This is a genomic window from Kribbella soli (assembly GCF_004331345.1).
Taxonomy (GTDB): Bacteria; Actinomycetota; Actinomycetes; order Propionibacteriales; family Kribbellaceae; genus Kribbella; species Kribbella soli.
The window spans coordinates 2,709,178-2,729,044 of the sequence record NZ_SJJZ01000001.1 but is presented as its reverse complement, the minus strand read 5'-3'; the positions used below and the strand labels follow the sequence as shown (position 1 = coordinate 2,729,044).

General features: G+C 68.9%; 24 protein-coding genes. 12 read left to right on the top strand and 12 right to left on the bottom strand.

The window, feature by feature from the left end:
* The first annotated feature begins 25 nt into the window (after positions 1–25).
* Genes glnII through E0H45_RS13730 form a run of 3 tightly spaced genes read left to right on the top strand, consistent with a single transcriptional unit; the run spans position 26 to position 2,315 of the window.
* Positions 26–1,048, top strand: coding sequence for a glutamine synthetase (gene glnII / locus E0H45_RS13740; protein ID WP_238154950.1), 1,023 nt, complete (start codon positions 26–28; stop codon positions 1,046–1,048).
* Between the two features lie 59 nt (positions 1,049–1,107).
* The gene (locus E0H45_RS13735; RefSeq protein WP_131337497.1) at positions 1,108–1,824 is read left to right on the top strand and encodes a class I SAM-dependent methyltransferase; all 717 of its coding nucleotides are present in this window, start codon (positions 1,108–1,110) and stop codon (positions 1,822–1,824) included.
* An 8-nt stretch (positions 1,825–1,832) separates the two neighbouring features.
* On the top strand, positions 1,833–2,315 hold the full coding sequence (locus tag E0H45_RS13730; protein ID WP_131337496.1) for a DUF402 domain-containing protein: 483 nt from the start codon (positions 1,833–1,835) through the stop codon (positions 2,313–2,315).
* 192 nt (positions 2,316–2,507) lie between these two features.
* Here the strand turns inward: E0H45_RS13730 and acs are convergent, their stop codons facing one another.
* Positions 2,508–4,442 carry an acetate--CoA ligase gene (gene acs / locus E0H45_RS13725; RefSeq protein WP_131337795.1) on the bottom strand — a complete coding sequence of 645 codons (1,935 nt, stop codon included), beginning with the start codon at positions 4,440–4,442 and terminating at the stop codon, positions 2,508–2,510.
* A 276-nt stretch (positions 4,443–4,718) separates the two neighbouring features.
* Between acs and E0H45_RS42455 the strand changes: the two genes are divergently transcribed.
* Positions 4,719–4,859 (top strand): hypothetical protein, encoded by a 141-nt coding sequence (locus E0H45_RS42455; RefSeq protein WP_165546428.1) that lies wholly within the window; start codon positions 4,719–4,721, stop codon positions 4,857–4,859.
* 1 nt (position 4,860) lies between these two features.
* On the opposite strand, the gene E0H45_RS13720 is transcribed toward E0H45_RS42455, so the two are convergent.
* Positions 4,861–5,301, bottom strand: a complete 441-nt coding sequence (locus E0H45_RS13720; RefSeq protein WP_131337495.1) for a MarR family winged helix-turn-helix transcriptional regulator — start codon at positions 5,299–5,301, stop codon at positions 4,861–4,863.
* Positions 5,302–5,351: 50 nt separating this feature from the next.
* A complete protein-coding gene (locus E0H45_RS13715) occupies positions 5,352–5,696 on the bottom strand; it encodes a winged helix-turn-helix transcriptional regulator (RefSeq protein WP_131337494.1) in 345 nt (114 codons plus the stop codon).
* Positions 5,697–5,768: 72 nt separating this feature from the next.
* On the opposite strand from E0H45_RS13715, the gene E0H45_RS13710 reads away from it, so the two are divergent.
* Entirely contained in the window at positions 5,769–6,392 is a 624-nt protein-coding gene (locus E0H45_RS13710; RefSeq protein WP_131337493.1) for an NAD(P)-dependent oxidoreductase, read from the top strand.
* Between the two features lie 45 nt (positions 6,393–6,437).
* Positions 6,438–7,112, top strand: coding sequence for an SIS domain-containing protein (locus E0H45_RS13705; RefSeq protein WP_131337492.1), 675 nt, complete (start codon positions 6,438–6,440; stop codon positions 7,110–7,112).
* A 283-nt stretch (positions 7,113–7,395) separates the two neighbouring features.
* Here the strand turns inward: E0H45_RS13705 and E0H45_RS13700 are convergent, their stop codons facing one another.
* Entirely contained in the window at positions 7,396–8,154 is a 759-nt protein-coding gene (locus tag E0H45_RS13700) for a GntR family transcriptional regulator (protein ID WP_131337491.1), read from the bottom strand.
* A gap of 199 nt (positions 8,155–8,353) precedes the next feature.
* On the opposite strand from E0H45_RS13700, the gene E0H45_RS13695 reads away from it, so the two are divergent.
* The gene (locus tag E0H45_RS13695; RefSeq protein ID WP_131337490.1) at positions 8,354–9,301 is read left to right on the top strand and encodes a glutathione S-transferase family protein; all 948 of its coding nucleotides are present in this window, start codon (positions 8,354–8,356) and stop codon (positions 9,299–9,301) included.
* Here E0H45_RS13695 and E0H45_RS13690 read toward each other — a convergent pair.
* Positions 9,294–9,875 (bottom strand): TetR/AcrR family transcriptional regulator, encoded by a 582-nt coding sequence (locus tag E0H45_RS13690; RefSeq protein WP_131337489.1) that lies wholly within the window; start codon positions 9,873–9,875, stop codon positions 9,294–9,296. The genes E0H45_RS13695 and E0H45_RS13690 overlap by 8 nt on opposite strands.
* 50 nt (positions 9,876–9,925) lie before the next feature.
* On the opposite strand from E0H45_RS13690, the gene E0H45_RS13685 reads away from it, so the two are divergent.
* From E0H45_RS13685 to E0H45_RS13670, 4 genes are all read left to right on the top strand, one after another.
* Complete coding sequence (locus E0H45_RS13685; RefSeq protein ID WP_131337488.1) at positions 9,926–10,588, top strand: haloacid dehalogenase type II; 663 nt, start codon at positions 9,926–9,928, stop codon at positions 10,586–10,588.
* A gap of 85 nt (positions 10,589–10,673) precedes the next feature.
* Positions 10,674–11,888, top strand: coding sequence for a Na+/H+ antiporter NhaA (nhaA, locus tag E0H45_RS13680; RefSeq protein WP_131337487.1), 1,215 nt, complete (start codon positions 10,674–10,676; stop codon positions 11,886–11,888).
* Positions 11,889–11,941: 53 nt separating this feature from the next.
* Positions 11,942–12,379: a phage holin family protein gene (locus tag E0H45_RS13675; protein WP_131337486.1), complete on the top strand. Its 438-nt coding sequence runs from the start codon at positions 11,942–11,944 to the stop codon at positions 12,377–12,379.
* Positions 12,376–13,299 (top strand): alpha/beta fold hydrolase, encoded by a 924-nt coding sequence (locus E0H45_RS13670; protein ID WP_131337794.1) that lies wholly within the window; start codon positions 12,376–12,378, stop codon positions 13,297–13,299. The genes E0H45_RS13675 and E0H45_RS13670 overlap by 4 nt, the downstream gene beginning before the upstream one ends.
* On the opposite strand, the gene E0H45_RS13665 is transcribed toward E0H45_RS13670, so the two are convergent.
* From E0H45_RS13665 to nth, 6 genes are read right to left on the bottom strand one after another with little or no spacing between them, the layout of a single operon-like run.
* Positions 13,241–13,942, bottom strand: coding sequence for a hypothetical protein (locus E0H45_RS13665; protein WP_131337485.1), 702 nt, complete (start codon positions 13,940–13,942; stop codon positions 13,241–13,243). The two genes, E0H45_RS13670 and E0H45_RS13665, sit on opposite strands and share 59 nt — an antisense overlap.
* Position 13,943: 1 nt before the next feature.
* Positions 13,944–14,450: a SigE family RNA polymerase sigma factor gene (locus E0H45_RS13660; RefSeq protein ID WP_238154949.1), complete on the bottom strand. Its 507-nt coding sequence runs from the start codon at positions 14,448–14,450 to the stop codon at positions 13,944–13,946.
* A 42-nt stretch (positions 14,451–14,492) separates the two neighbouring features.
* Positions 14,493–15,665, bottom strand: a complete 1,173-nt coding sequence (locus E0H45_RS13655; RefSeq protein WP_131337483.1) for a MarP family serine protease — start codon at positions 15,663–15,665, stop codon at positions 14,493–14,495.
* A complete protein-coding gene (locus E0H45_RS13650; protein ID WP_131337482.1) occupies positions 15,662–16,426 on the bottom strand; it encodes an NUDIX hydrolase in 765 nt (254 codons plus the stop codon). Before E0H45_RS13650 ends, E0H45_RS13655 begins: the two co-directional genes overlap by 4 nt.
* The gene (locus tag E0H45_RS13645) at positions 16,423–17,040 is read right to left on the bottom strand and encodes a TlpA family protein disulfide reductase (protein WP_238154948.1); all 618 of its coding nucleotides are present in this window, start codon (positions 17,038–17,040) and stop codon (positions 16,423–16,425) included. Before E0H45_RS13645 ends, E0H45_RS13650 begins: the two co-directional genes overlap by 4 nt.
* A complete protein-coding gene (gene nth / locus E0H45_RS13640; protein ID WP_131337481.1) occupies positions 17,037–17,813 on the bottom strand; it encodes an endonuclease III in 777 nt (258 codons plus the stop codon). Before nth ends, E0H45_RS13645 begins: the two co-directional genes overlap by 4 nt.
* 213 nt (positions 17,814–18,026) lie before the next feature.
* Here nth and E0H45_RS13635 point away from each other — a divergent pair, with 213 nt between their 5' ends.
* Entirely contained in the window at positions 18,027–18,704 is a 678-nt protein-coding gene (locus E0H45_RS13635) for a Crp/Fnr family transcriptional regulator (RefSeq protein ID WP_130386963.1), read from the top strand.
* A gap of 167 nt (positions 18,705–18,871) precedes the next feature.
* On the opposite strand, the gene E0H45_RS13630 is transcribed toward E0H45_RS13635, so the two are convergent.
* Complete coding sequence (locus E0H45_RS13630) at positions 18,872–19,828, bottom strand: type IV toxin-antitoxin system AbiEi family antitoxin domain-containing protein (protein ID WP_131337480.1); 957 nt, start codon at positions 19,826–19,828, stop codon at positions 18,872–18,874.
* Positions 19,829–19,867 lie beyond the last annotated feature (39 nt).

Genomic DNA, 19,867 nt, shown 5'->3' with positions numbered 1-19,867 from the left:
CACGTCGGCCGTGACGAAAGGACCGATGGTGAGCTACAAGGCCGAGTACATCTGGATCGACGGGACCGAGCCCAGCGCGCGGCTGCGGTCGAAGACGAAGATCCTCGCTGACGGCGCCGCGCTGCCGGACTGGGGTTTCGACGGCTCGAGCACCAACCAGGCACCCGGTGACAACTCCGACTGCGTGCTCAAGCCGGTCTTCTCCTGCCCGGACCCGATCCGCGGCGGGGACCACAAGTTGGTGTTGTGCGAGGTCTACCTCGTGGACGGCACCCCGCACCCGACGAACAACCGGGCCAAGCTTCTTCCGGTCGCCGAGACGTACGCCGAGCAGGAATCCTGGTTCGGCATCGAGCAGGAGTACACCTTCTTCCAGGAGGGCCGCCCGCTCGGCTTCCCGGCCGTGGGCTTCCCCGCACCGCAGGGACCGTACTACTGCGGCGTCGGCGCCGACGAGGTCTTCGGCCGGGAGATCGTCGAGAAGCATCTGGACGCGTGTATCGAGGCGGGCCTGGCGATCTCCGGCATCAACGCCGAGGTCATGCCCGGCCAGTGGGAGTTCCAGATCGGCCCGGCGGGTCCGGTCGAGGTGGCCGACCACCTGTGGACGGCCCGCTGGCTGCTGTACCGCATCGCCGAGGAGTACGACGTGGCCGCGACGCTGGACGCCAAGCCGGCCAAGGGTGACTGGAACGGCGCCGGCGCACACACGAACTTCTCGACCAAGGCGATGCGCGCGGGGTACGACGCGATCATCACCGCCTGCGAGTCGCTCGGTGCCCCGGGCAAGGTCGACGAGCACATCGCGGGGTACGGACATGGCATCGAGGAGCGTCTGACCGGCGCGCACGAGACCGCCCCGCACGACGTCTACAGCTACGGCGTGTCCGACCGCGGCGCCTCGGTCCGGATCCCCTGGCAGGTCGAGGTCGACAAGAAGGGCTACATCGAGGACCGCCGCCCGAACGCCAACATCGACCCGTACGACGTGACGCGCCTGCTGGTGAACACCTGCTGCTCCGCACTGGAGAAGGCCGGCCAGGTCTGACGTCCCGCGCCTGAACAACAGCCCCCGGGAAAGCCCGGGGGCTGTTGTAATCTCGCGGCATGGACCCGTGGCAAACGCTGACCACTGACTACGAGCAGTCCCGGGCCCGCGAAGACTCCCTGGACCAATTGATGGAGTGGGACGCACAGCGCTCCCTGATCGGCTCGGTCGAGGGCAGGACCGTTCTGGACATCGGCTGTGGCAACGGCGAGAAGGCGATCGAACTCGTCCGCGACCACGGCGCGGCCACGGTGGTCGGCGTCGACGTCGGCGCCCAGTTCCTGACACCACCGGACGGCACCGACGTCACGCTGATCCCCGGAGACCTGTCGACCCTCGACGAGATGCCGGCGCTGAACGGTCGCCGCTTCGACATCGTGTTGTTCCTGCAATCCCTCGCCTACGCGCAGGACCGAGGAAGAACTCTCCGCGCGGTGCGATCGCTGCTGGCCGATGACGGCGTACTGGTCGTCTCGATGGCGCATCCCATCCGCTGGGCGGTGGAGCGCTCCGAGCGGGACGGCCTCGGACTCGGGGACGCCTATCACACGGTCGGCCCGTACTCGTACCGCTCGCGGTGGAACGAGGACGTGACCATCACTCACACCACCGACACGTTCTCGTCGATCCACAACTCCTTGACCGACAGCGGTTTCCGGGTCGAGAGGGTGCTCGAACCGCAACTGTCGGAGGAGAAGAAGCAGCAGTACCCGCACAAGCAGGAATGGCTCGCGCAGTACGTCGGAATCATCATCTTCCGCGCCACGCCGGCATGAATGTCCAGGTGTTGCATCGCAGCGGGCAGTGGTGTCGTGGGCTGCAGCGGGGAGAGGTGGTTGCGTACGACGTACAGATCCTGCCCGAGTATCAGGTAGCCGGGCGGCCCACCGTCGATCGCAGCTACCTGCTGCTCGGCGAAGGGGTTCAGCTCACCAAGCCTGCCGTGTTCGAGGGGCCGGTCGAGGGCTGGTGGTACGTCGACCTGGTGGAGATCGAGCGCACCGGCACCGGGCTCGTCGTGCACGACCTGTACGTCGACTTCCTGATTCCGCCCGCGGTGGATCGCTACCAGATCCTGGACCTTGACGAACTCTCCGACGCCCTGACCGCGGGCAAGATCACGACCGCTCAGTGCGCCGACGTACTCACCACGACGCAGCGGTTCGTCCACCGTTATGTGCGGCGCGCCGAGGAAGGCCCGAACGGTCCGTCCGCCGAGTTCCCGCCGCCCGACGTCACCGCCCTGGAACAACTCCCGGCTTTCTGAACACCATCTGAGGAGTCGGCGCGGCGCGAACGCCCATCACAGCCTGAACCGCCGACTGGGGAGGATTACCCGCCCGATCCGGTACACGACACTCCCCACTTGAGGCCACTTCAGCCGCCTCGTGGGGTTCTCTGCTGGTATACGAGCAGAGAACCCGACAATCGAGGGGATATCCACTCTTCTGCTTGCGGGTCAGTCCTCGTCGGACTTGCCGGCGGCCAGGTTGGTCTTGATGAGGTCCATGACCGTGGAGTCGGCGAGGGTGGTGACGTCGCCGACCTCGCGGTTCTCGGCCACATCGCGGAGGAGGCGGCGCATGATCTTGCCGGAGCGGGTCTTCGGGAGCTCCGAGACGACCATGATCTGACGCGGCTTCGCGATCGGACCGATCTCCTTCGCGACGTGGTTGCGCAGTTCCTGCACCACGTCCGGTCCGCCGTCGCCGGCCTCCGAGCGCAGGATCACGAACGCGGCGATCGCCTGGCCCGTCGTCGGGTCGGACGCGCCGACCACGGCGGCCTCGGCGACCTTCGGGTGCGAGACGAGCGCGGACTCGATCTCGGTCGTCGACAACCGGTGCCCGGACACGTTCATCACGTCGTCGACCCGGCCGAGCAGCCACAGGTCGCCGTCCTCGTCCTTCTTCGCACCGTCACCCGCGAAGTACACGCCCGGCCAGCGCGACCAGTACGTGTCGACGAACCGCTGGTCGTCGCCCCACAGCGTCCGGAGCATCGCCGGCCACGGCTTGGTGATGACGAGGTAGCCGCCGGAACCGTCCGGCACCGGCTTGCCCGCGTCGTCGACGACATCCACGCTGACGCCCGGGATCGCCTTCATCGCGGCGCCCGGCTTACCGGAGGTCACACCCGGCAGCGGCGAGATCATGTGCATCCCGGTCTCGGTCTGCCACCAGGTGTCGACGACCGGCGCGTTGTTCCCACCGATGTGCTCGCGGTACCAGACGTACGCCTCCGGGTTGATCGGCTCGCCGACCGACCCGATCACCCGCAGCGACGACAGGTCGAACTTCGCCGGGATGTCGGCGCCCCACTTCATGAACGTCCGGATCGCCGTCGGCGCGCAGTACAGGATCGAGACCTTGTACTTCTGGACGATCTCCCACCAGCGGCCCTGGTGCGGCGTGTCCGGCGTGCCTTCGTACAGCACGGACGTGGTCGCGTTCGCGAGGGCGCCGTACACGATGTAGCTGTGGCCGGTGACCCAGCCGATGTCGGCCGCGGTCCAGTAGACGTCGGTGTCCGGCTTGAGGTCGAACACACCCCACTGCGTGTACGACGTACCGACGAGGTAGCCGCCTGTGGTGTGCAGGATGCCCTTCGGCTTGCCGGTGCTGCCGGACGTGTACATCACGTACAGCGGGTGCTCGGCGTCGAAGGCTTCCGGCGTGTGCTCGGTCGACTGCTTCGCGACGAAGTCCTCCCACCAGAGGTCGCGGCCCTCGACCATCGCGGTCTCCTGGCCGGTGCGCTTCACCACGAGCACGTTGCGCACGTCCGGGCAGTCGACCAGCGCGGCGTCGACGGCCGGCTTCAGCGCGGCCGGGGCGCCCCGGCGGTAGCCTCCGTCGGAGGTGATCACGACGCGGGCGTCGCAGTCCAGGATCCGGCCCTTGAGCGCGTCCGAGGAGAAACCGCCGAAGATGACCGTGTGCGGGGCGCCGATCCGGGCGCAGGCGAGCATCGCGACCACGGTCTCGGGAATCATCGGCATGTAGATGGCGACGATCTCGCCGGCCGTGACGTTCAGCTCGAGCAGCGCGTTCGCGGCCTTGCTGACCTCGTCCTTGAGCTGCGCATACGTGATCTCGCGGGTGTCACCGGGCTCACCCTCGAAGTAGTACGCGACCTTGTCGCCGAGGCCGTTCTCGACGTGCCGGTCGACACAGTTGTACGCCGCGTTCAGCTTGCCGTCGGCGTACCACTTCGCGAACGGCGGGTTGCTCCAGTCCAGCGTCTCGGTCGGCTCGGTCGCCCAGGTCAGCCGCTTGGCCTGCTCGGCCCAGAACCCCTCGAAGTCGGCCGCGGCCCGGTCGTAGGCGTCGGCCTTGAGGTTCGCGTTCGCCGCGAGCTCGGCGGGCGGATCGAACCGGCGCTCCTCGTGCATCAGGTTCGACAGCGCCTCAGACTGGGCCTCGGGCTGGCCCTCGGACTGGGGTGACTCTGCATTCGTCACGTCGACGACTCCTCATCGCTGGCTTCGGCGCGCTGGAGCGCCCGGTTACCTTTCTACCAACGCCGACCCCGCCACGGGAACCGGCGTATCGCCCAGCCGCTCCGAATCTGCGCCGAACAGCCCCCGTCGGAGGACGGGCGGCCGCGGATTTCCGGCGTACGGCGGAACCAAACGGGCCGAACATGCATCGGACAGTACGTGAACCCGATGCAGCCGATGGTCCAGATGCCGACTCTCGCCGCCGAGGAACGCCCGAAGATCTCGCGGGCCGCGCGCCGCCGGGTGCACGCCCGTGAGCTGCGCGTTCGCCGGACGCAGAAGGCGGCCCGCGCCCAGCTTCCGCTCTGAGCTACTCCTGGTGGTAGGCGAGGAGCTTGCCGAGGATCGTGGTCAGCCGCGTACGGTCGGTGGCCGACAGCGGGGCGAAGATCTCCTCCTGCGCCTTGCCGACCAGGTTCGTCAGCCGACGGTACTGGCGCTTGCCGGCCGTGGTGATCGTGATGACGTTACGACGGCCGTCGGCCGGGTCGGCGCTGCGCTCGACGTACCCCTCGGCCTCGAGTTCGTTGAGCGCGGCAACCACATCGCTGCGGTCGATCGAGCTGCGGCGGCCGAGGGCCGCCTGACTGGCCGGACCGAACTCCACCAGCGTCGCGAGCAGCCGGAAGTGGTACGCCCGCGCACCTCCGGCGGCGAACGACTCGGTGACGATGCGGTGCGCCTGGGACGCACTCTGGGTCAGCAACCAGCTCGGCAATTCGGTCAGGGCGGTCGGGGTCTGCTCATCCACCCGCGCAGTCTAGGTCGTCAACGGTTCGCTTCCACCGACGTTGGCCTGACCTACGATTCGCGGGCGTCCAGGAGTTCGTCCCAGTGGTCCTCGGCCCAGGCACACATCAGCCGTAGCGGTTCGAGCAGGCTGCGGCCGAGGTCGGTGAGCTCGTACGTGACGCGGCGCTCGTACGCCGTCCGCTGAACGAACCCGTCACGCTCGAGTCCCCGCAGCGACTGGGTCAGCATCTTCGGGCTGATCCGGGCGAGCGGGACGCGCAGCTCGGAGTACCGGCGCGGGCCGTCCTCCAGGCAGCGCAGCACCATGCCCGCCCATTTGTCGGTGCCGACCCGGAACGGGAGCAGCGTCGACGGGCAGATCTCCTCGAACATGTCCGCTCGCAGCCCCGTCATGCTCACCAAGGTATCCAATCGGTAACCACGCTCCCTTCTACGGTCGCCGTACCACTTGTCGAGGAGGTTGCGGTGAGCAAGATTCTGGTGATCGGCGCCCGCGGACGCGCCGGGTCGGCGGCCGTCACGGAGGCCCAGAACCGTGGGTATTCCGTGGTCGGCGTCGCCCGTACGACCACTGCCGAGCGCGTCGCGGGGGATGCGGGGTTGGTTGTGGGGGATGTGACGGATGCCCGGCGGGTTGCGGAGTTGGCGGCGGGGTGTGACGCGGTGATCGCGGGGGTGTACGACGGCGGGAGCGACCCGGGTGAGTTCTTCCCGCGGGCTGCTCAGGCCCTCGTCGACGGGCTCGAGAAGGCCGGCGTACGGCGGCTCGTGTGGGTTGGTTTGGCGTCGATCCTCCCGACCGCGGACGGGACGTTGCTGATGGACACCGAGGGATACCCGCGGGAGTACCGGTCGTTCTTCCTGTCCCACCAGGCGGCGCTGGACGTGTTCGCGGCGTCGTCCCTCGACTGGGTCTCGATCGCGCCGACCGGGGACTTCGACCACGCCGATCCGTCCCAGAAGGGGCGCTATCGCGTGGCACCGGCCGATGCCCAGGAGCTGATCTCGTACGCCGACTTCGCGGTCGCACTCGTCGACGAGGCAGACCACCCGGAGCACCACCGCACGGCGATCGGGGTAGTGGTCTAGACGGGTGGGTCGCGGGCGTCGACGTACGGACGATAAGTTCGGCGTATGGCTGGGGCTGAGGAGTACTTGGGTAAGGCGTTGGCGATCGCGCAGCAGGCGGCCGAGACGCAACTGGGCGCGATCCGGGTGGCGGCGGGGCTGGTCGCCGACGCGCTCGCCGACGGGAAGACGTTCTGGGTGTTCGGGACGGGGCACAGCCACACGCTGGCCGAGGAGCTGTACGGGCGCGCCGGCGGGCTGGCCGACGTACGGGCGATCCTCGAACCGGGACTGATGCTGCACGAGGGCCTGCAGAAGAGCTCGCTCCTCGAACGCCTCCCCGGCCTGGCCGAGGTACTGCTGGAGATCAATCCGCTCGAAGCAGGCGACGTACTGCTCATCGCATCGAACTCCGGACGGAACGCCGTACCCGTCGAATTCGCCCTCGGCGCCCGCGAACGCGGTGTCAAGGTGATCGCCCTGACCTCACTGGCCCACTCGAACGCGACCACCTCCCGCGCCCCCGGCGGCCAACGCCTCTTCGAAACCGCAGACGTCGTCATCGACAACTGCGGCGTACCAGGCGACGCCCTCATCAAAGTCCCCGGTACGCCGGAACCCACCGGCGCCACGTCCACCCTGGTAGGCGCCCTGCTCCTCCAGGCCCTAACCGTAGAAGTAGTCACCAACCTGACCACCCGCGGCCAAGCCCCCAACGTCCTACGCAGCCTGAACGTCTAGCCCACGCGTGCTCCGCAGCCGCTTCCTTCGGTCCTCCGGGAACACCGCACCCTCGGTGGGGACTGGAGATACGGCATGACCTGTTCCAGGTCACCATTGCCTATCCCCAGTTCTTGATTCGCACCGACGAACGCTCAGCCATCCGCTGAACGCGGCACCCTCACCCGGCTCAGACTTGCTGGCCTCAGCTGCTGCGGTCGCCCGCACCACAGTTGGCAGTCGTTGGCGAGCGACTGCGTACAAGGCCGGGGCTGATCGCGGTCAGCCCATCGCCGCAGCTTGCTCAGGTGGCGCGGTAGGCGACTGTTATGTCGTAGCGGTCTGAGCGGTAGATGGAGCGGCCGAATTCGATCACCTGGTCCGTGGCGGTGCGGGGGGCCGAGGTGATGATCAGGCAGGGGGTGGAGCTGTCGATCTCCAGGAGTTCGGCGTCGCCGGGCTCCGGTGGGGCGGCGACGATCGAGGCGGAGACCATGCCGAGCGTGACGCCGTACCGCGTGGCGAGGACCGTGTAGAGGGACTTCTCGGCGAAGTCGATCTCGTCCAGGCCGGGGTAGCGGTTCAGGGAGAGGGCGGTGCGTTCGACCGCCATCGGGTCGCCGTCGGCGGTGCGCAGGCGGACCAGGTGCAGGACCGGTGCGCCGACGGCCTCTTCGAGTTCGCGGGCGAGGTGCTCGTCGGCCGCGCCGACGCGGTGTTCGAGGACCTTGGCGCCGGGCTCGATGCCGCGGTTGATCATGTCCTGGCTGAACGAGGACGCGAGCATCCGGGACGGGCGCGGTTCTGAGACGAAGGTGCCGCCGCCGGGGCGGCGGTTGGCCAGGCCCTCGGCCACGACGCGGTCGACCTCCTGCCGGACGGTCATCCGGGCGACGCCGAAACGCTCGGCGAGGACGCGCTCGGACGGCAGCACGGTGCCGACGGCCAGCGAGCGGGTGAGGTTCTCCAGAATCTCGCGAATCTGGTCACCCTTCGGACGATCGGTCCGCAGCTCGGTAGGGAGCTCGGCGAGGTCGCCTGGGTTGTTCCGTGGGCGGGCCATGAGGTCAGTATCCCTGGGAATTTGCCCGGCAAACCAGTGCCGGGGGGCGCGGACCGCGGTGTGTCGTACCGCGCAAGGGGCCCGCGACCACGTTGTCCCGGACGTCCTTGTCAGCCTGACTGTAACGTCCGGTGCCGCCTCACGGCCAGTGACGATCCACAGGCCCAGTCAATTCCCAGCGGGGGGTAGTTTTAGCGCTATGACCCTGGGGCAGTTCGTGCAGGAGACGTCGTCGACCGGCGAATGGACGCGGCAGGGCAACAGATTCACCGGCCGGATCTCCCGCGACTCGACGGCGGCGCCCGGAGAAGGACCGGACGACCAGGGCCGCTGGCCGGTCGAGCCGGGGCGGTACCGGCTGGTCGTCAGCCTCGCCTGCCCGTGGGCGCACCGCTCGATCATCGTCCGCCGGCTGCTCGGCCTCGAGGACGCGATCAGTCTCGCGGTCGTGGACCCGGTCCGCGACGAGCGCGGCTGGCGCTTCACGCTCGACCCGGACGATCGCGATCCGGTGCTGGGCATCCAGTACCTGTCCGAGGCGTACCTGCGCACCGACCCGTCGTACGACGGCCGCGTGACGGTGCCCGCGATCGTCGACACCACGACCGGCGAGGTGGTCACGAACGACTACCCGCAGATCACTCTCGACCTGTCCACCGAGTGGACCGCGTTCCACCGCGCCGACGCCCCGCAACTGATTCCGGCCGATCGCGCGGAGATGGACCAGTTGATCGAGGAGATCTACCGGGACGTGAACAACGGCGTCTACCGCTGTGGTTTCGCGACCAGCCAGGAGGCGTACGACGCGGCGTACGACGTACTGTTCGCGCGGCTCGACGTACTGGAGGAACGGCTCGCGGACCGCACCTACCTCCTCGGTGACACGTTCCGCGAGGTGGACGTCCGGCTGTTCACGACACTCGTCCGCTTCGACGCGGTGTACCACGGGCACTTCAAGTGCAACCGGCAGAAGCTCACCGAGTTCCCGAACCTGTGGGCGTACGCGCGCCGCCTGTACCAGCTCCCCGGCTTCGGCGAGACCGTCGACTTCGACCAGATCAAGCGGCACTACTACGTCACCCACGACAACATCAACCCGACCGGCATCGTCCCGAAGGGCCCGGATCCGCTGGCATGGATCAGCTAGCAAGCGCAGCCAGCGCCGCGTTGACCGCAGACCGCAACTGCGCCCGCGTCGCACCCGACCGCGAACGCAAGTTGATTGCATACGCGAGCAGCGTCAGCAACTCCGCCGCCCCCGACACCTCGACCCCGGACCGCAACTCCCCGTTGCCCTGAGCAACCTTCAGCGCGGCGGCCAGCGAATCCCGCAGTACGGCGTGATGCTCCGACAGCACCGCCCGTACGGCGTCCGGCGGGCTCTCGGCGTTCGCGTTCGCCATCATGCACCCCCAGCCGGCGTACTCCCCCGAACACCGCAACCGCAGCAACTGTTCGAAGAACGCGCGCACCGCAACGAGCCCGCGGCCGTCCGCGGCCAACTGGTCGAACATCGGCCGCGACCGGTGGTCGAGGTACCGCCGGGCGGCCGCCGCATACAGGTCGTCCTTGCCGCCGAACGCGTTGTAGAGGCTCGACCGACTCAGCCCGGTCGCCGCGACCACGTCCTGGATCCCGGTCGCCGCACTTCCACGGCGCCAGAACAGCTGCTCGACGGCGGCCAGTGCTTCCGCCTCGTCGAAATGTTTGACATCCGGCATACCCGGCATCATATCTTGGAACGACCGATCCAAGATAGCGAGGAGCCGTGATGATCGACGTACTGGTGCTCGACGTCAACGAGACGCTGACCGATATGGAGCCGCTGCGGGACGGATTCGCGGCGGCCGGGCTGCCCCGGCACAGCCTCGAGGCGTGGTTCGCCGCGACGTTGCGGGACGGGTTCGCACTGACCGCGGTCGACGGGTACGCCGCTTTCCGCGACCTGGCCGCTGGACTCCTGGAGGCGCAGCTCGTCGCTGCCGGGATCGAGCCCACCGAGGAAACCGTCGGGAACGTACTTTCCGGATTCACCCGCCTGCCGCTGCACGCCGACGTCGCACCGGGGCTGCACAAGATCCACGAGGCCGGCGTGCGCATCGTCACCCTGACCAACGGTTCGGCGGCGATGTCCGAAAACGTGTTCCGGGACGGCGGCATCCTGCCCTTGATCGAGCACCGGCTCGACGTGTCGGTGCCGCAACGCTGGAAGCCGCACGCCGATGCCTACCGGTACGCCGCCGAGGTCTGCGGAGTGCCCGTGGAACGGATGGGTCTGGCGGCCGTGCACCCGTGGGACATCGACGGGGCCCAGCGCGCCGGGCTCCAGGGTTTCTACATCGACCGCCGCACCACGCCGTACCCGAAGGTGTTCAGCGCACCGAACCACACTGTCGCGGACTTCGAGGCGCTCGCCGAACTGCTTCAGGAGTAGCGCTCGGGAGACGTTAGAATAGTGTTGGTGCGCCGGGAAGTCTGGTCGGCAGTCCGTCCGACCGACCCCGAATGAAGGGCCGTCCATGAGCGAGCACCCACGGATCCGGCAGCGTAAGCGCGCATTCCCCCGCATTCTCGGCCGTGAGCGAGCCTTTCTCGCCGACACGCTGCGCGCCGAGACGACCGGCGGTCTGCTGCTGCTCGCCGCGGCCGTGGTCGCGCTGGTCTGGGCGAACTCGCCCTGGCAGGACGCGTACCACCACCTGCGCGAGGTGCAGCTCGGCCCGCTGACCGTCGAGGCCTGGGCCTCCGACGGCGCGCTGGCGCTGTTCTTCTACCTGGCCGGGGTCGAGCTGAAGCGCGAGCTCGTGGTCGGCACCCTGTCGAAACTCAACGAGGCCGTCGTCCCGGTGGTCGCGGCGATCGCCGGAATGGTGCTCCCGGCAATCATCTACCTGATCACCAACCTGGTGGCGAACGACGGCAAGCCGCACGGCTGGGCGGTGCCGACGGCAACCGACATCGCGTTCGCGCTCGCCGTCCTGGCGATCGTCGGCTCGTCGCTGCCGAGCGCGCTACGGGCGTTCCTGCTCACGCTCGCCGTGGTCGACGACTTCGGCGCGATCCTGGTCATCGCCGTGTTCTTCTCGCACGGGTTCCACGTGTTCCAGCTGCTCGCCGCGGTCGCCCTGATCGCGCTCTGGTACGTCCTCCAGCGCCGCCGCGTCCGTACGCCGTTCCTCTACGTGCCGATCGCGATCGCCGCCTGGTGGTTCATGCACGAGTCGGGGATCCACGCAACGATCGCCGGCGTCGCGCTCGGGCTCGTCACGCGGGTGGTCGCGGATCCCGGCGAGGACGAGGCGCCGGCCGAGCGGATCGAGCACCGGCTGCGGCCCTGGTCCGCGGCTGTCGCCGTACCGCTGTTCGCGTTGTTCGCCGCCGGGGTGACGCTCAGCGGCAGCGCCGTACGGCAGTTGCTCACCGACCCGGTCGCGATCGGCATCGTCGCCGGGTTGCTGGCCGGGAAGACGATCGGGGTGTTCGGCGGATCGTGGTTGACTGCGCGCTTCACTCGAGCCGAGCTGAACTCCGATCTGGCCTGGCGGGACGTCGCCGCGGTGTCGGTGCTGGCCGGGATCGGGTTCACGGTCGCGCTGCTGATCGCGCAGCTCGCGTTCGGGTCGGACGCCGCCCAGGTCGAGCGCGCGAAGGCCGCCGTACTGATCGCCTCGGTGCTGGCCGCGCTGATCGCCGCCCTGCTCCTGGCTCGCCGGAACCGCGCGTACACCGATTGACCCGCGGGCACTGACGGTAGTGTCAAGGCAGGGACGTGCGGGAAGGAGTCGCGATGTCGATGAACGGGGACGAGCCCACGGTCGGCCAGCTGGTTGCGAATGCCAGCAAGGACCTGTCCAGCCTGGTCCGCAGCGAGCTCGAACTCGCGAAGACCGAGCTGAAGAAAACCGCGATCGCGGCCGGAACCGGAGCCGGGATGTTCGCGGCGGCCGCGTTCCTGGCGCTGCTCGCGGTCATCCTGCTGTGCATCTCAGCGGCGTACGGCCTGACCGCTGCCGGCCTGCACCCGGCCATCGCGTTCCTGATCGTCGCCGGCGCGTTCCTGCTGATCGGCGCGATCCTGGTCTTCATCGGGATGCGGGCGCTGAAGAGCGCGAAGGGTCCGACGCGGACGATCGAGACCTCGAAGGAATCGGTCGAGGCCCTCAAGGCGATCGGCAAGGGCGACGACGAGACGTACGCCTTGCCCGAGTCGGGCGTACGGCGCTGAGCCCGGCAGGAGTCGTCGACCTGCTGGTCGACGGCCCCTGGTCGCACTCCCTGGTCGCGGCCAACGGGGCCCGGTTCCACGTCGCGGAGTGTGGCGCGGCGAACGATCCGCTCGTCCTTTTCCTGCACGGCTTCCCCGAGTTCTGGTGGGCCTGGCGGCACCAACTGCCCGTTGTCGCGGCTGCCGGATACCGCGCGGTGGCGATGGACCTGCGGGGGTACGGCGCCAGCGACAAGACGCCTCGTGGTTATGACCCGTACACCGCGGCCGCCGACGTGTCCGGGGTGATCCGGTCGCTCGGCGCGACGGACGCGGTGATCGTCGGACACGGGTGGGGCGGGTTCATCGGGTGGTCTGCCGCCGTACTGACGCCACGGCAGGTCCGGGGACTGGCTGCCGTCTCGGCGCCGCACCCGCTGATGCTCACCCGGTCCGGGCAGACGAAGGCGCTGACGCGGAGCGCGTGGTTCCAGCTGCCGATCCTGCCCGAACGCCGGCTGCTGGCGCACGACGGGATTCACATCGAGCGCCTGCTCCGCGCCTGGGCCGCGCCCGGCGGGACGTTCCCGGACTCGGAGGCGTCACGGCGCTATCGGTCCGCGCTCCAGGTGTGGCCGGCGCCGCACTGCGCGCTCGAGTACCACCGGTGGTTCGCCCGGTCCCGGTTGCGGCCGGACGGGCGGAAGTACTCGGCCAAGATGCGTACGCCGGTCGCCGTACCCGTCCTGCAAATCCACGGAGCACAGGACGCAGCGGTCTCCCCCACCGTGACCACACCCCCGGACCTGGTCACGGCACCGCTGCGCCACGAACTCATCACCCCCGCCGGCCACTTCCCGCACGAAGAAGCCCCGGACCTGTTCAACACCCTTCTCGTGGACTGGCTGAAGGACATCCGCCCACAGGCAGAACGCCGGTGACACCGCCGACGGTGCCGGTGACCTTCCAGCTGCCGTCCACCTTCTCGATCCGGTAGGTCAGGATCGAGCCGCGGCCGCAGTCGTAGAAGATGCTGGTGGGTACTTCCTTGTGGTCGGCCTTGCTGGCCACGGGGCCGACCGTGACGGTCGCAACCCGTCGGGCGGTGCAGGACTCGTCCACGCCACCACCCCACGCGACCGGCGCCAGCGGCCGGACCGCTTCCTCGATCCGTGCCTTCGCGGCGGCGGAGAACGTCACGACCGGGGCCGGGGATGCTTTCAGCACTTGGGTGTGCGCACGCTGCCCTTGCCCGAACACCTGCACGACCTGCCAGCCGTCGGAGGGTTCGGCCAGGCGCGCGATCGAGACGACGGCGACAGCCCAGATGCGGCCGTCCTCAGAGACCGCCGGCGTGGCAGCCGGCGTCGCCGTCGGTGGCGGATCGGAGTGGCCGGGGCGGTTGACGCCGTACAGGACTCCGACGAGCACCACGAGGACGGCGGCGGCCGCGAGCAGGACCGGGCCGTGGCTTCGGCGCTTGCTTGCCTCGGGCAAGTGATCGGTCAAGGTCTCGTGCTCGGCGAAGGTTTCCCGGAGGAGGTCGCCGAGCTCGTCGTCGGTCAGCCGGGTCGGCTTCGTCATGTCAGGCCTCCTCTGCGGGCAGTTGGTCGCGAAGAGCCGCCAGGGCTCGGGATGCGTTGGAACGGACGGTGCTCGGGGTGACGTCGAGAAGCTTGCCGATCTCGTCGTCCGGAAGGTCCTCGTAGTACCGCAGGACGAGCACGGCGCGCTGCTTGCGGGGCAGCCTGGCCAGCAGCTGCCAGACGGCGTCGCGCTGGGCCTGACGGGTGCCGATGTCCTCGTCGGTTGGTACGTCGCGGGGCTCGGCGACCGGCAGCTCGCCGTGCTTCAGCAGCCGTCGCCAGCTGAGGAACTCGTTGAGCACCATTCGGCGCAAATAGGCCTCGGGCTGATCGACCTCGCTGATCCGGCTCCACTTGCGGTACGCCCGCGTAAAGACGGTCTGGACCAGGTCCTCCGCACTGTGCCGTCCGCCGGTCAGCATGACGGCGAACCGCAGCAACGGTTGCTCGTTCGCCGCTACCAACTCGTCGAACGACAACTCACGCCCCACCTCACTCGCAGTCACCGCCACAGTTCTTCAACGCGGTGACCACCGCGATCTGCTGCATCAGGTGCAGGACTGGGTGGAGACCTCTTGGGTGGCGGAGGTGCCGGCGCGGGCGTCCGCGGCGACCTGTTGGGCGGTGAGGACGTAGCCGGTGCGGTTGTCCTCGACGGAGGCCGCGAAGACCACGCCGTACACGACGCCCTTCGCGGACAGCAGCGGACCACCGGAGTTGCCGGGACGGACCGAGGCCCAGATCGAGAACGCCTCGCGGGTGACCGTCTTGTCGCCGTAGATGTCCGGGCCGCGGAGCCGTTCCTCGGAGCGGATCCGGGCCGGCTCGGAGTCGAACGGACCGTTCTCCGGGTAGCCGAGCACGACCGCCGGGTCGTCGGCCTTACCGGTGAAGTCGAAGGACAGCGGCGTCTCGGTCATCTTCGGCACATACAGCACCGCGATGTCGGTCTCCGGGTCGAACACCACGACCTTCGCGTCGTACTTCTTCCCGTTCACCTCGACCTGCGGCGAGCTGACCCCGGCGACGACGTGCGCGTTGGTCATCACGCGCTTCGGCGCGTAGACGAACCCGCTGCCCTCAAGACCGCGCGAGCAGCTGGCGACACCGGTGACCTTGGCGATCCTGGTGTACGCGTCGCGGACCGACTGCTGCCGGGCGATCGCGCTGTCCGGCGGCTGCGTCTCCCGGATCCGCTCCGGCACGAACGGGTCGAGGAACCGCGGGAACAGGTCCGTGTTGACCACGTCGTTGAACGACTGCAACGCGCGGTCGGCACTGCTCGGCAGTACTTCGTCCACCTTCGCGAGCACCTCCGACCCGCGGACGGCGGACGTGACGCTCGGGATCCGGGCACCGCTCACCGCGACGCCGAGGACCCAGGCCACGATCAGCACGCTCGCCGCTGCAAGTACTGCACCGCCGAGCGCGTCCAGGAACCGCACCGGCCGCCAGGACAACCGTCTCCGCACCTTGGCGCCGACCAGCGCCCCGAGCATTCGCCCGAGCGCGGCGAGCCCCACCACGAGCACCAGCGCCGCGAACGACACCGTCACGCTCGGTGAGAAATGGTCCAGCGCTTTCGGCACGCCCCAGACGCCGATGGCCGCGCCGCCGAGCAGGCCGAGGGTGGCGCACGCCCCGAGCACGAATCCTTCGACGTACCCCGAGATCGCCACAAGTGCCGCCGTACCCAGCACCGCCCAGTCGAGCCAGCTCATTCCACGCCTTCCGACTTGTCACCTGGCGCCCGGCCGAGATCGTGCTCGATGGCGGTCATCCGCCGCACGTCCTCCGGCCGTCGTCCCTCGCTCCGCCAGGCCGCCTCGACCAGTCGGTCGGGCAACGGTACGACGTTCGAGGGGTCCCAGTCGCGATACCAGCCGCCGAGCTGCAGCATTTTGTCCAGCAACCCGGCCGTGAACCCCCAGATGTAGAGGTCACCGACGGTGAACGCCGGGCCGGTGAAGCCGCTCGGATGCAGGCAGCTGATCCGGTTCGCCGGGTCGGCGAGCGCGCTGATCGGCACCTCGTGCACGGACGCGACCTCGGCCGGGTCGACCACCGCGACCGGTGACGGCTCCCGCCACCAGGCCAGCACCGGCGACACGCCGAAGTTGCTCACCGGTACCCAGAGCGCCGGCCAGATCGCGAACGGTACGACGCCGTTCGGGTCGAGGCCGGTCTCCTCCTCGGCCTCGCGCAGCGCGGTGCGGACCAGACCGCTCTCCCCGGGCCCGTCCTCCGGGTCGGCGCCGCCGCCCGGGAACGCCATCTGCCCGGCGTGCTTGCGCAGCGTCCAGGCCCGCTCGGTGAGCAGCACCTCCGGTCCGTCGTTGCCGTCAGCAAGCAAGATCAGGACGGCGGACTTGCGCACCGACGGGTCGTCCGGCGGCAGGAACCGCGACAGCACGTTCGGATCCACGTCCTCGGACGCCTTCGCCAACGGTCGCAGCCACTCCGGGATCTCCACGTCCATCATGGCGTCACCCCGAGCTTCTCCTTGAGCAACGTGTCGAGCTGCTCCTGGGACGTCAGTACGCCGCGGTGCACGTAGGCGACCTCGCCCTTGTCGTCGACGAACGCGGTCAGCGGCGGGCCGCCGACCTTCAGCGCCCGCTGGATCTGCTTGTCCTGGTCGATGACATGCGGATAGGCCAGGCCCTCCTCGCCGGCGAACTTCACCGCGAGCTCCGGCCGCGGGTCGTCGTAGTCGATCCCCAGCATCGTGACCTTGCCCGACTTCGCGAGCGCGGCCAGGTACGGCGCTTCGTCGCGGCACGGGCCGCACCACTGCGCCCACACGTTGATCACCAGCGGCCCCCGGAGATCGGCGAGCCGGACGTCCGGACCGCTGCCGAGACACGGCAGGCTGATGTCCGGCAGCCCGTTGCTGACCGGTGGTTTCGAGGGCGCCGCCGGGCAGGCCTTGAGCTTGTCCGCTCCCGCCACCGCGCTCCGCCCGGACGACGGCGTACCGCTGTCACCTGCTTGCTCCGATCCACACGCCGCCAGTGTCACCGACAGCACCAACGCGACCGCCCCCACGAAGGGCGATCGCGCGCTGCGGAACGACGTACCGGATCGAAGTTTCACGCCGGCGTCTTCACCAGCTTCGCCGCGGCCTGGTAGTCAGTGGGGCCGGTGCCGTACGACGGGCACCACTGGGCGATCGGGCAGGCGCCGCAGGCCGGCTTCTTCGCGTGGCAGCGCCGGCGGCCGTGGAAGATCAGCCGGTGCGACAGCATCGTCCAGTCCTTCTTCGGGAACAGGTCGCCGATGATGTGCTCGACCTTGACCGGGTCCTCCTCGGCGGTCCAGCCGAACCGGCGGACCAGCCGGCCGAAGTGCGTGTCGACGGTGATCCCCGGGACGCCGAACGCGTTGCCGAGAACCACGTTCGCCGTCTTCCGGCCGGTGCCGGGGAGCTTCACGAGCTCCGCGAGCTTGTTCGGTACGACGCCGTCGTAGTCGTCGACGAGCGCCTGGCCGAGCTTCATCACGCTGTTGGTCTTCGCCCGGAAGAATCCGGTCGGTTTGAGGATCGCCTCCATCTCGTCCCGGTCGGCCTCGGCGTACGCCTGCGCGGTCGGGTACTTCGCGAACAGCGTGGGGGTCACCTTGTTCACCATGACGTCGGTGGTCTGGGCCGACAGGATGGTGGCCACCAGCAACTCGAGCGGGTTGGTGAAGTCCAGCTCGCAGTGCGCGTCGGGGTAGGTGTCGGTCAGTACCTTGTGCATCTTCCGGGCCCGGCGGACCAGCTGGGTATGCGTCTCGTCGACGTACACCGGGGCCTTGCGGGGGAGGTTCAGCGAGACCGTCGGGAGGGCGCCCGGGACTGGTTCCGCGGCAAGCGGGGATGGCATGCAGGCCAGCCTACGTCCGCCCGCCGACAGCCCGCGCCGCCCGGCCAGGACGGGCGCTGGAGGGGTGCTCCGGCGAGTCGGGGCGAGCCTACATGGCGGTGCCGATACCCGAGGAGCTACGGTTTTGGGGCGACCGGGTGTACACATATCGGTCGACGGACGTGGCGGATCCCACGTTCGTAGTCGTGGTCGAAGGTCCTAGGAGGCCCAGAAGTGGATGCCGCAGTGCTCCGACAGGCACCGCTGTTCAGTCAGCTCGACGACGAGGCGGCCGACGCCCTGGCCGCCTCGATGACCGAGAGCCGGCTGCGCCGCGGTCAGGTGCTGTTCCACGAGGGCGATTCCGGTGACCGGCTGTTCGTCGTGGTCGAGGGCAAGGTCAAGCTGGGCCGCACCTCCGCCGACGGCCGGGAGAACCTGATCGCCGTGCTCGGGCCGGGCCAGATGTTCGGTGAGCTGTCGCTGTTCGACCCGGGACCGCGGTCCGCGACGGTCACCGCCGTCACCGACGCCCAGCTGATGTCGCTGACCCACGACGAGCTGCTCCGCTGGCTGGACGGCCGCCCCGCGGTCGCGCGCGGCCTGCTGCTGCAGCTGGCCGGCCGGCTGCGCAAGGTCTCGGACGTAGTGGCCGACCTCGTCTTCTCCGACGTACCGGGCCGGGTCGCGAAGGCCCTCCTGGACCTCGCGAGCCGCTTCGGCCGCACCGCCGACGACGGCGTCCACGTCCACCACGACCTCACCCAGGAGGAGCTCGCCCAACTGGTCGGCGCCTCCCGCGAAACCGTCAACAAGGCCCTCGCCGACTTCGCCTCCCGCGGCTGGGTCCGCCTCGAGCCCCGCTCAGTAGTCCTCCTAGACGTAGACCGCCTCCAACGCCGCGCCCGCTAACCCCCTCCTCATTTGCCTGGCAGACCCACCAATTTGCCTGGCAGACCCACCAATTTGGCTGGCTGACCCACCAATTTGCCTGGCTGACCCACCAATTTGGCTGGCTGACCAGCGAGTTCGGGGGTTCCACACCCTTGATATGGGTGTGGAACCCCCGATTTGGTGGGCTACCCAGCCTGGTGCGTCTCCCGGGACCGGGCGAAGGCCCGCCGGATGAGCATCGCCGTACGGGCCGGATGCGCGAGATCCTCCCAGGTGAGCCTGAGCACTTGCAGACCCAGAGCGCGCAGCCGGTCCTCGCGGGCCTTCTCCTGGATCAGCACCACGCTCGACCCATCGGCGTACTTCGACAGGCCGTCGAACTCGACGATCGTGCGATGCTCCGGGAAGTAGAAGTCGACCCGGCCGATGAAGCCGTCCGCGTCATTGAAGACCGCCTGAAGCTCCGGCACCGGGAGGCCTTGCTGATGGATCAGCACCCGCAGCCGCGACTCACCCACTGACTCCGCTAGCGGACTCGCGAAAGCCAGAGCGGACCGGACGGTCGGCCCACCGGGCCAGAACTCGGTCTGCGCGACCACGCTGCGCAACTGGGCATCGGGCACGAGGCGATTCCGCAGTACGGCGTCGGCGCTCACCACTGCAGCTTCGAAGGACGCCGTGGCCGCGGTCTCGACGAGGGATCGAGCGACCGAGGTGACAATCAGGTTGTCGAACTCGATGACGGCGTCGCTGGTCAGTTGGCCGTGGTGATGTCTGACGCCGGCAGCCGAGCCGCTGCGGGCCGAATTCGACCTCGTCAATTGCACCTCGTTGAGGTCCACATCCCAGACCGGCACATTGTGGACGACGAGCGCCGAGTGGTGGCTGACTATCGCCGTACCGGGCCGCATCGCGTTGACAGCCGCGTACACCAGCCGCCGGTGGAGCAGAAGTTGACGTTCCCATGGCGGCAGGTGCTTCAGGTCTGCGCGCTCGACGTACTGGCCGTGGCGAACTCGCTCCCATCGGCCGTCGCGCAGGCGGTCCTGGATCTGCTCGGGCGTGTACCCGGACCCGAGAGCCTGCCGACGACTGAACACGCTGCCCTGCTTGTCGGCGACCGCCTTCAGCCTGAGGTTCATGCCTCCAGCATCAACTGAGCCACGCGGTCCCGGGGCGCC

Bases quoted from the DNA above. Each gene is read 5' to 3' on its own strand.
- glnII (WP_238154950.1), top strand. From the start codon at position 26: ATGGTGAGCTACAAGGCCGAGTACATCTGGATCGACGGGACCGAGCCC.
- E0H45_RS13735 (WP_131337497.1), top strand. From the start codon at position 1,108: ATGGACCCGTGGCAAACGCTGACCACTGACTACGAGCAGTCCCGGGCC.
- acs (WP_131337795.1), bottom strand. From the start codon at position 4,442: ATGCACGAGGAGCGCCGGTTCGATCCGCCCGCCGAGCTCGCGGCGAAC.
- E0H45_RS42455 (WP_165546428.1), top strand. From the start codon at position 4,719: ATGCAGCCGATGGTCCAGATGCCGACTCTCGCCGCCGAGGAACGCCCG.
- E0H45_RS13715 (WP_131337494.1), bottom strand. From the start codon at position 5,696: ATGACGGGGCTGCGAGCGGACATGTTCGAGGAGATCTGCCCGTCGACG.
- E0H45_RS13705 (WP_131337492.1), top strand. From the start codon at position 6,438: ATGGCTGGGGCTGAGGAGTACTTGGGTAAGGCGTTGGCGATCGCGCAG.
- E0H45_RS13700 (WP_131337491.1), bottom strand. From the start codon at position 8,154: ATGGCCCGCCCACGGAACAACCCAGGCGACCTCGCCGAGCTCCCTACC.
- E0H45_RS13695 (WP_131337490.1), top strand. From the start codon at position 8,354: ATGACCCTGGGGCAGTTCGTGCAGGAGACGTCGTCGACCGGCGAATGG.
- E0H45_RS13690 (WP_131337489.1), bottom strand. From the start codon at position 9,875: ATGCCGGATGTCAAACATTTCGACGAGGCGGAAGCACTGGCCGCCGTC.
- E0H45_RS13685 (WP_131337488.1), top strand. From the start codon at position 9,926: ATGATCGACGTACTGGTGCTCGACGTCAACGAGACGCTGACCGATATG.
- nhaA (WP_131337487.1), top strand. From the start codon at position 10,674: ATGAGCGAGCACCCACGGATCCGGCAGCGTAAGCGCGCATTCCCCCGC.
- E0H45_RS13675 (WP_131337486.1), top strand. From the start codon at position 11,942: ATGTCGATGAACGGGGACGAGCCCACGGTCGGCCAGCTGGTTGCGAAT.
- E0H45_RS13665 (WP_131337485.1), bottom strand. From the start codon at position 13,942: ATGACGAAGCCGACCCGGCTGACCGACGACGAGCTCGGCGACCTCCTC.
- E0H45_RS13655 (WP_131337483.1), bottom strand. From the start codon at position 15,665: ATGAGCTGGCTCGACTGGGCGGTGCTGGGTACGGCGGCACTTGTGGCG.
- E0H45_RS13650 (WP_131337482.1), bottom strand. From the start codon at position 16,426: ATGATGGACGTGGAGATCCCGGAGTGGCTGCGACCGTTGGCGAAGGCG.
- nth (WP_131337481.1), bottom strand. From the start codon at position 17,813: ATGCCATCCCCGCTTGCCGCGGAACCAGTCCCGGGCGCCCTCCCGACG.
- E0H45_RS13630 (WP_131337480.1), bottom strand. From the start codon at position 19,828: ATGAACCTCAGGCTGAAGGCGGTCGCCGACAAGCAGGGCAGCGTGTTC.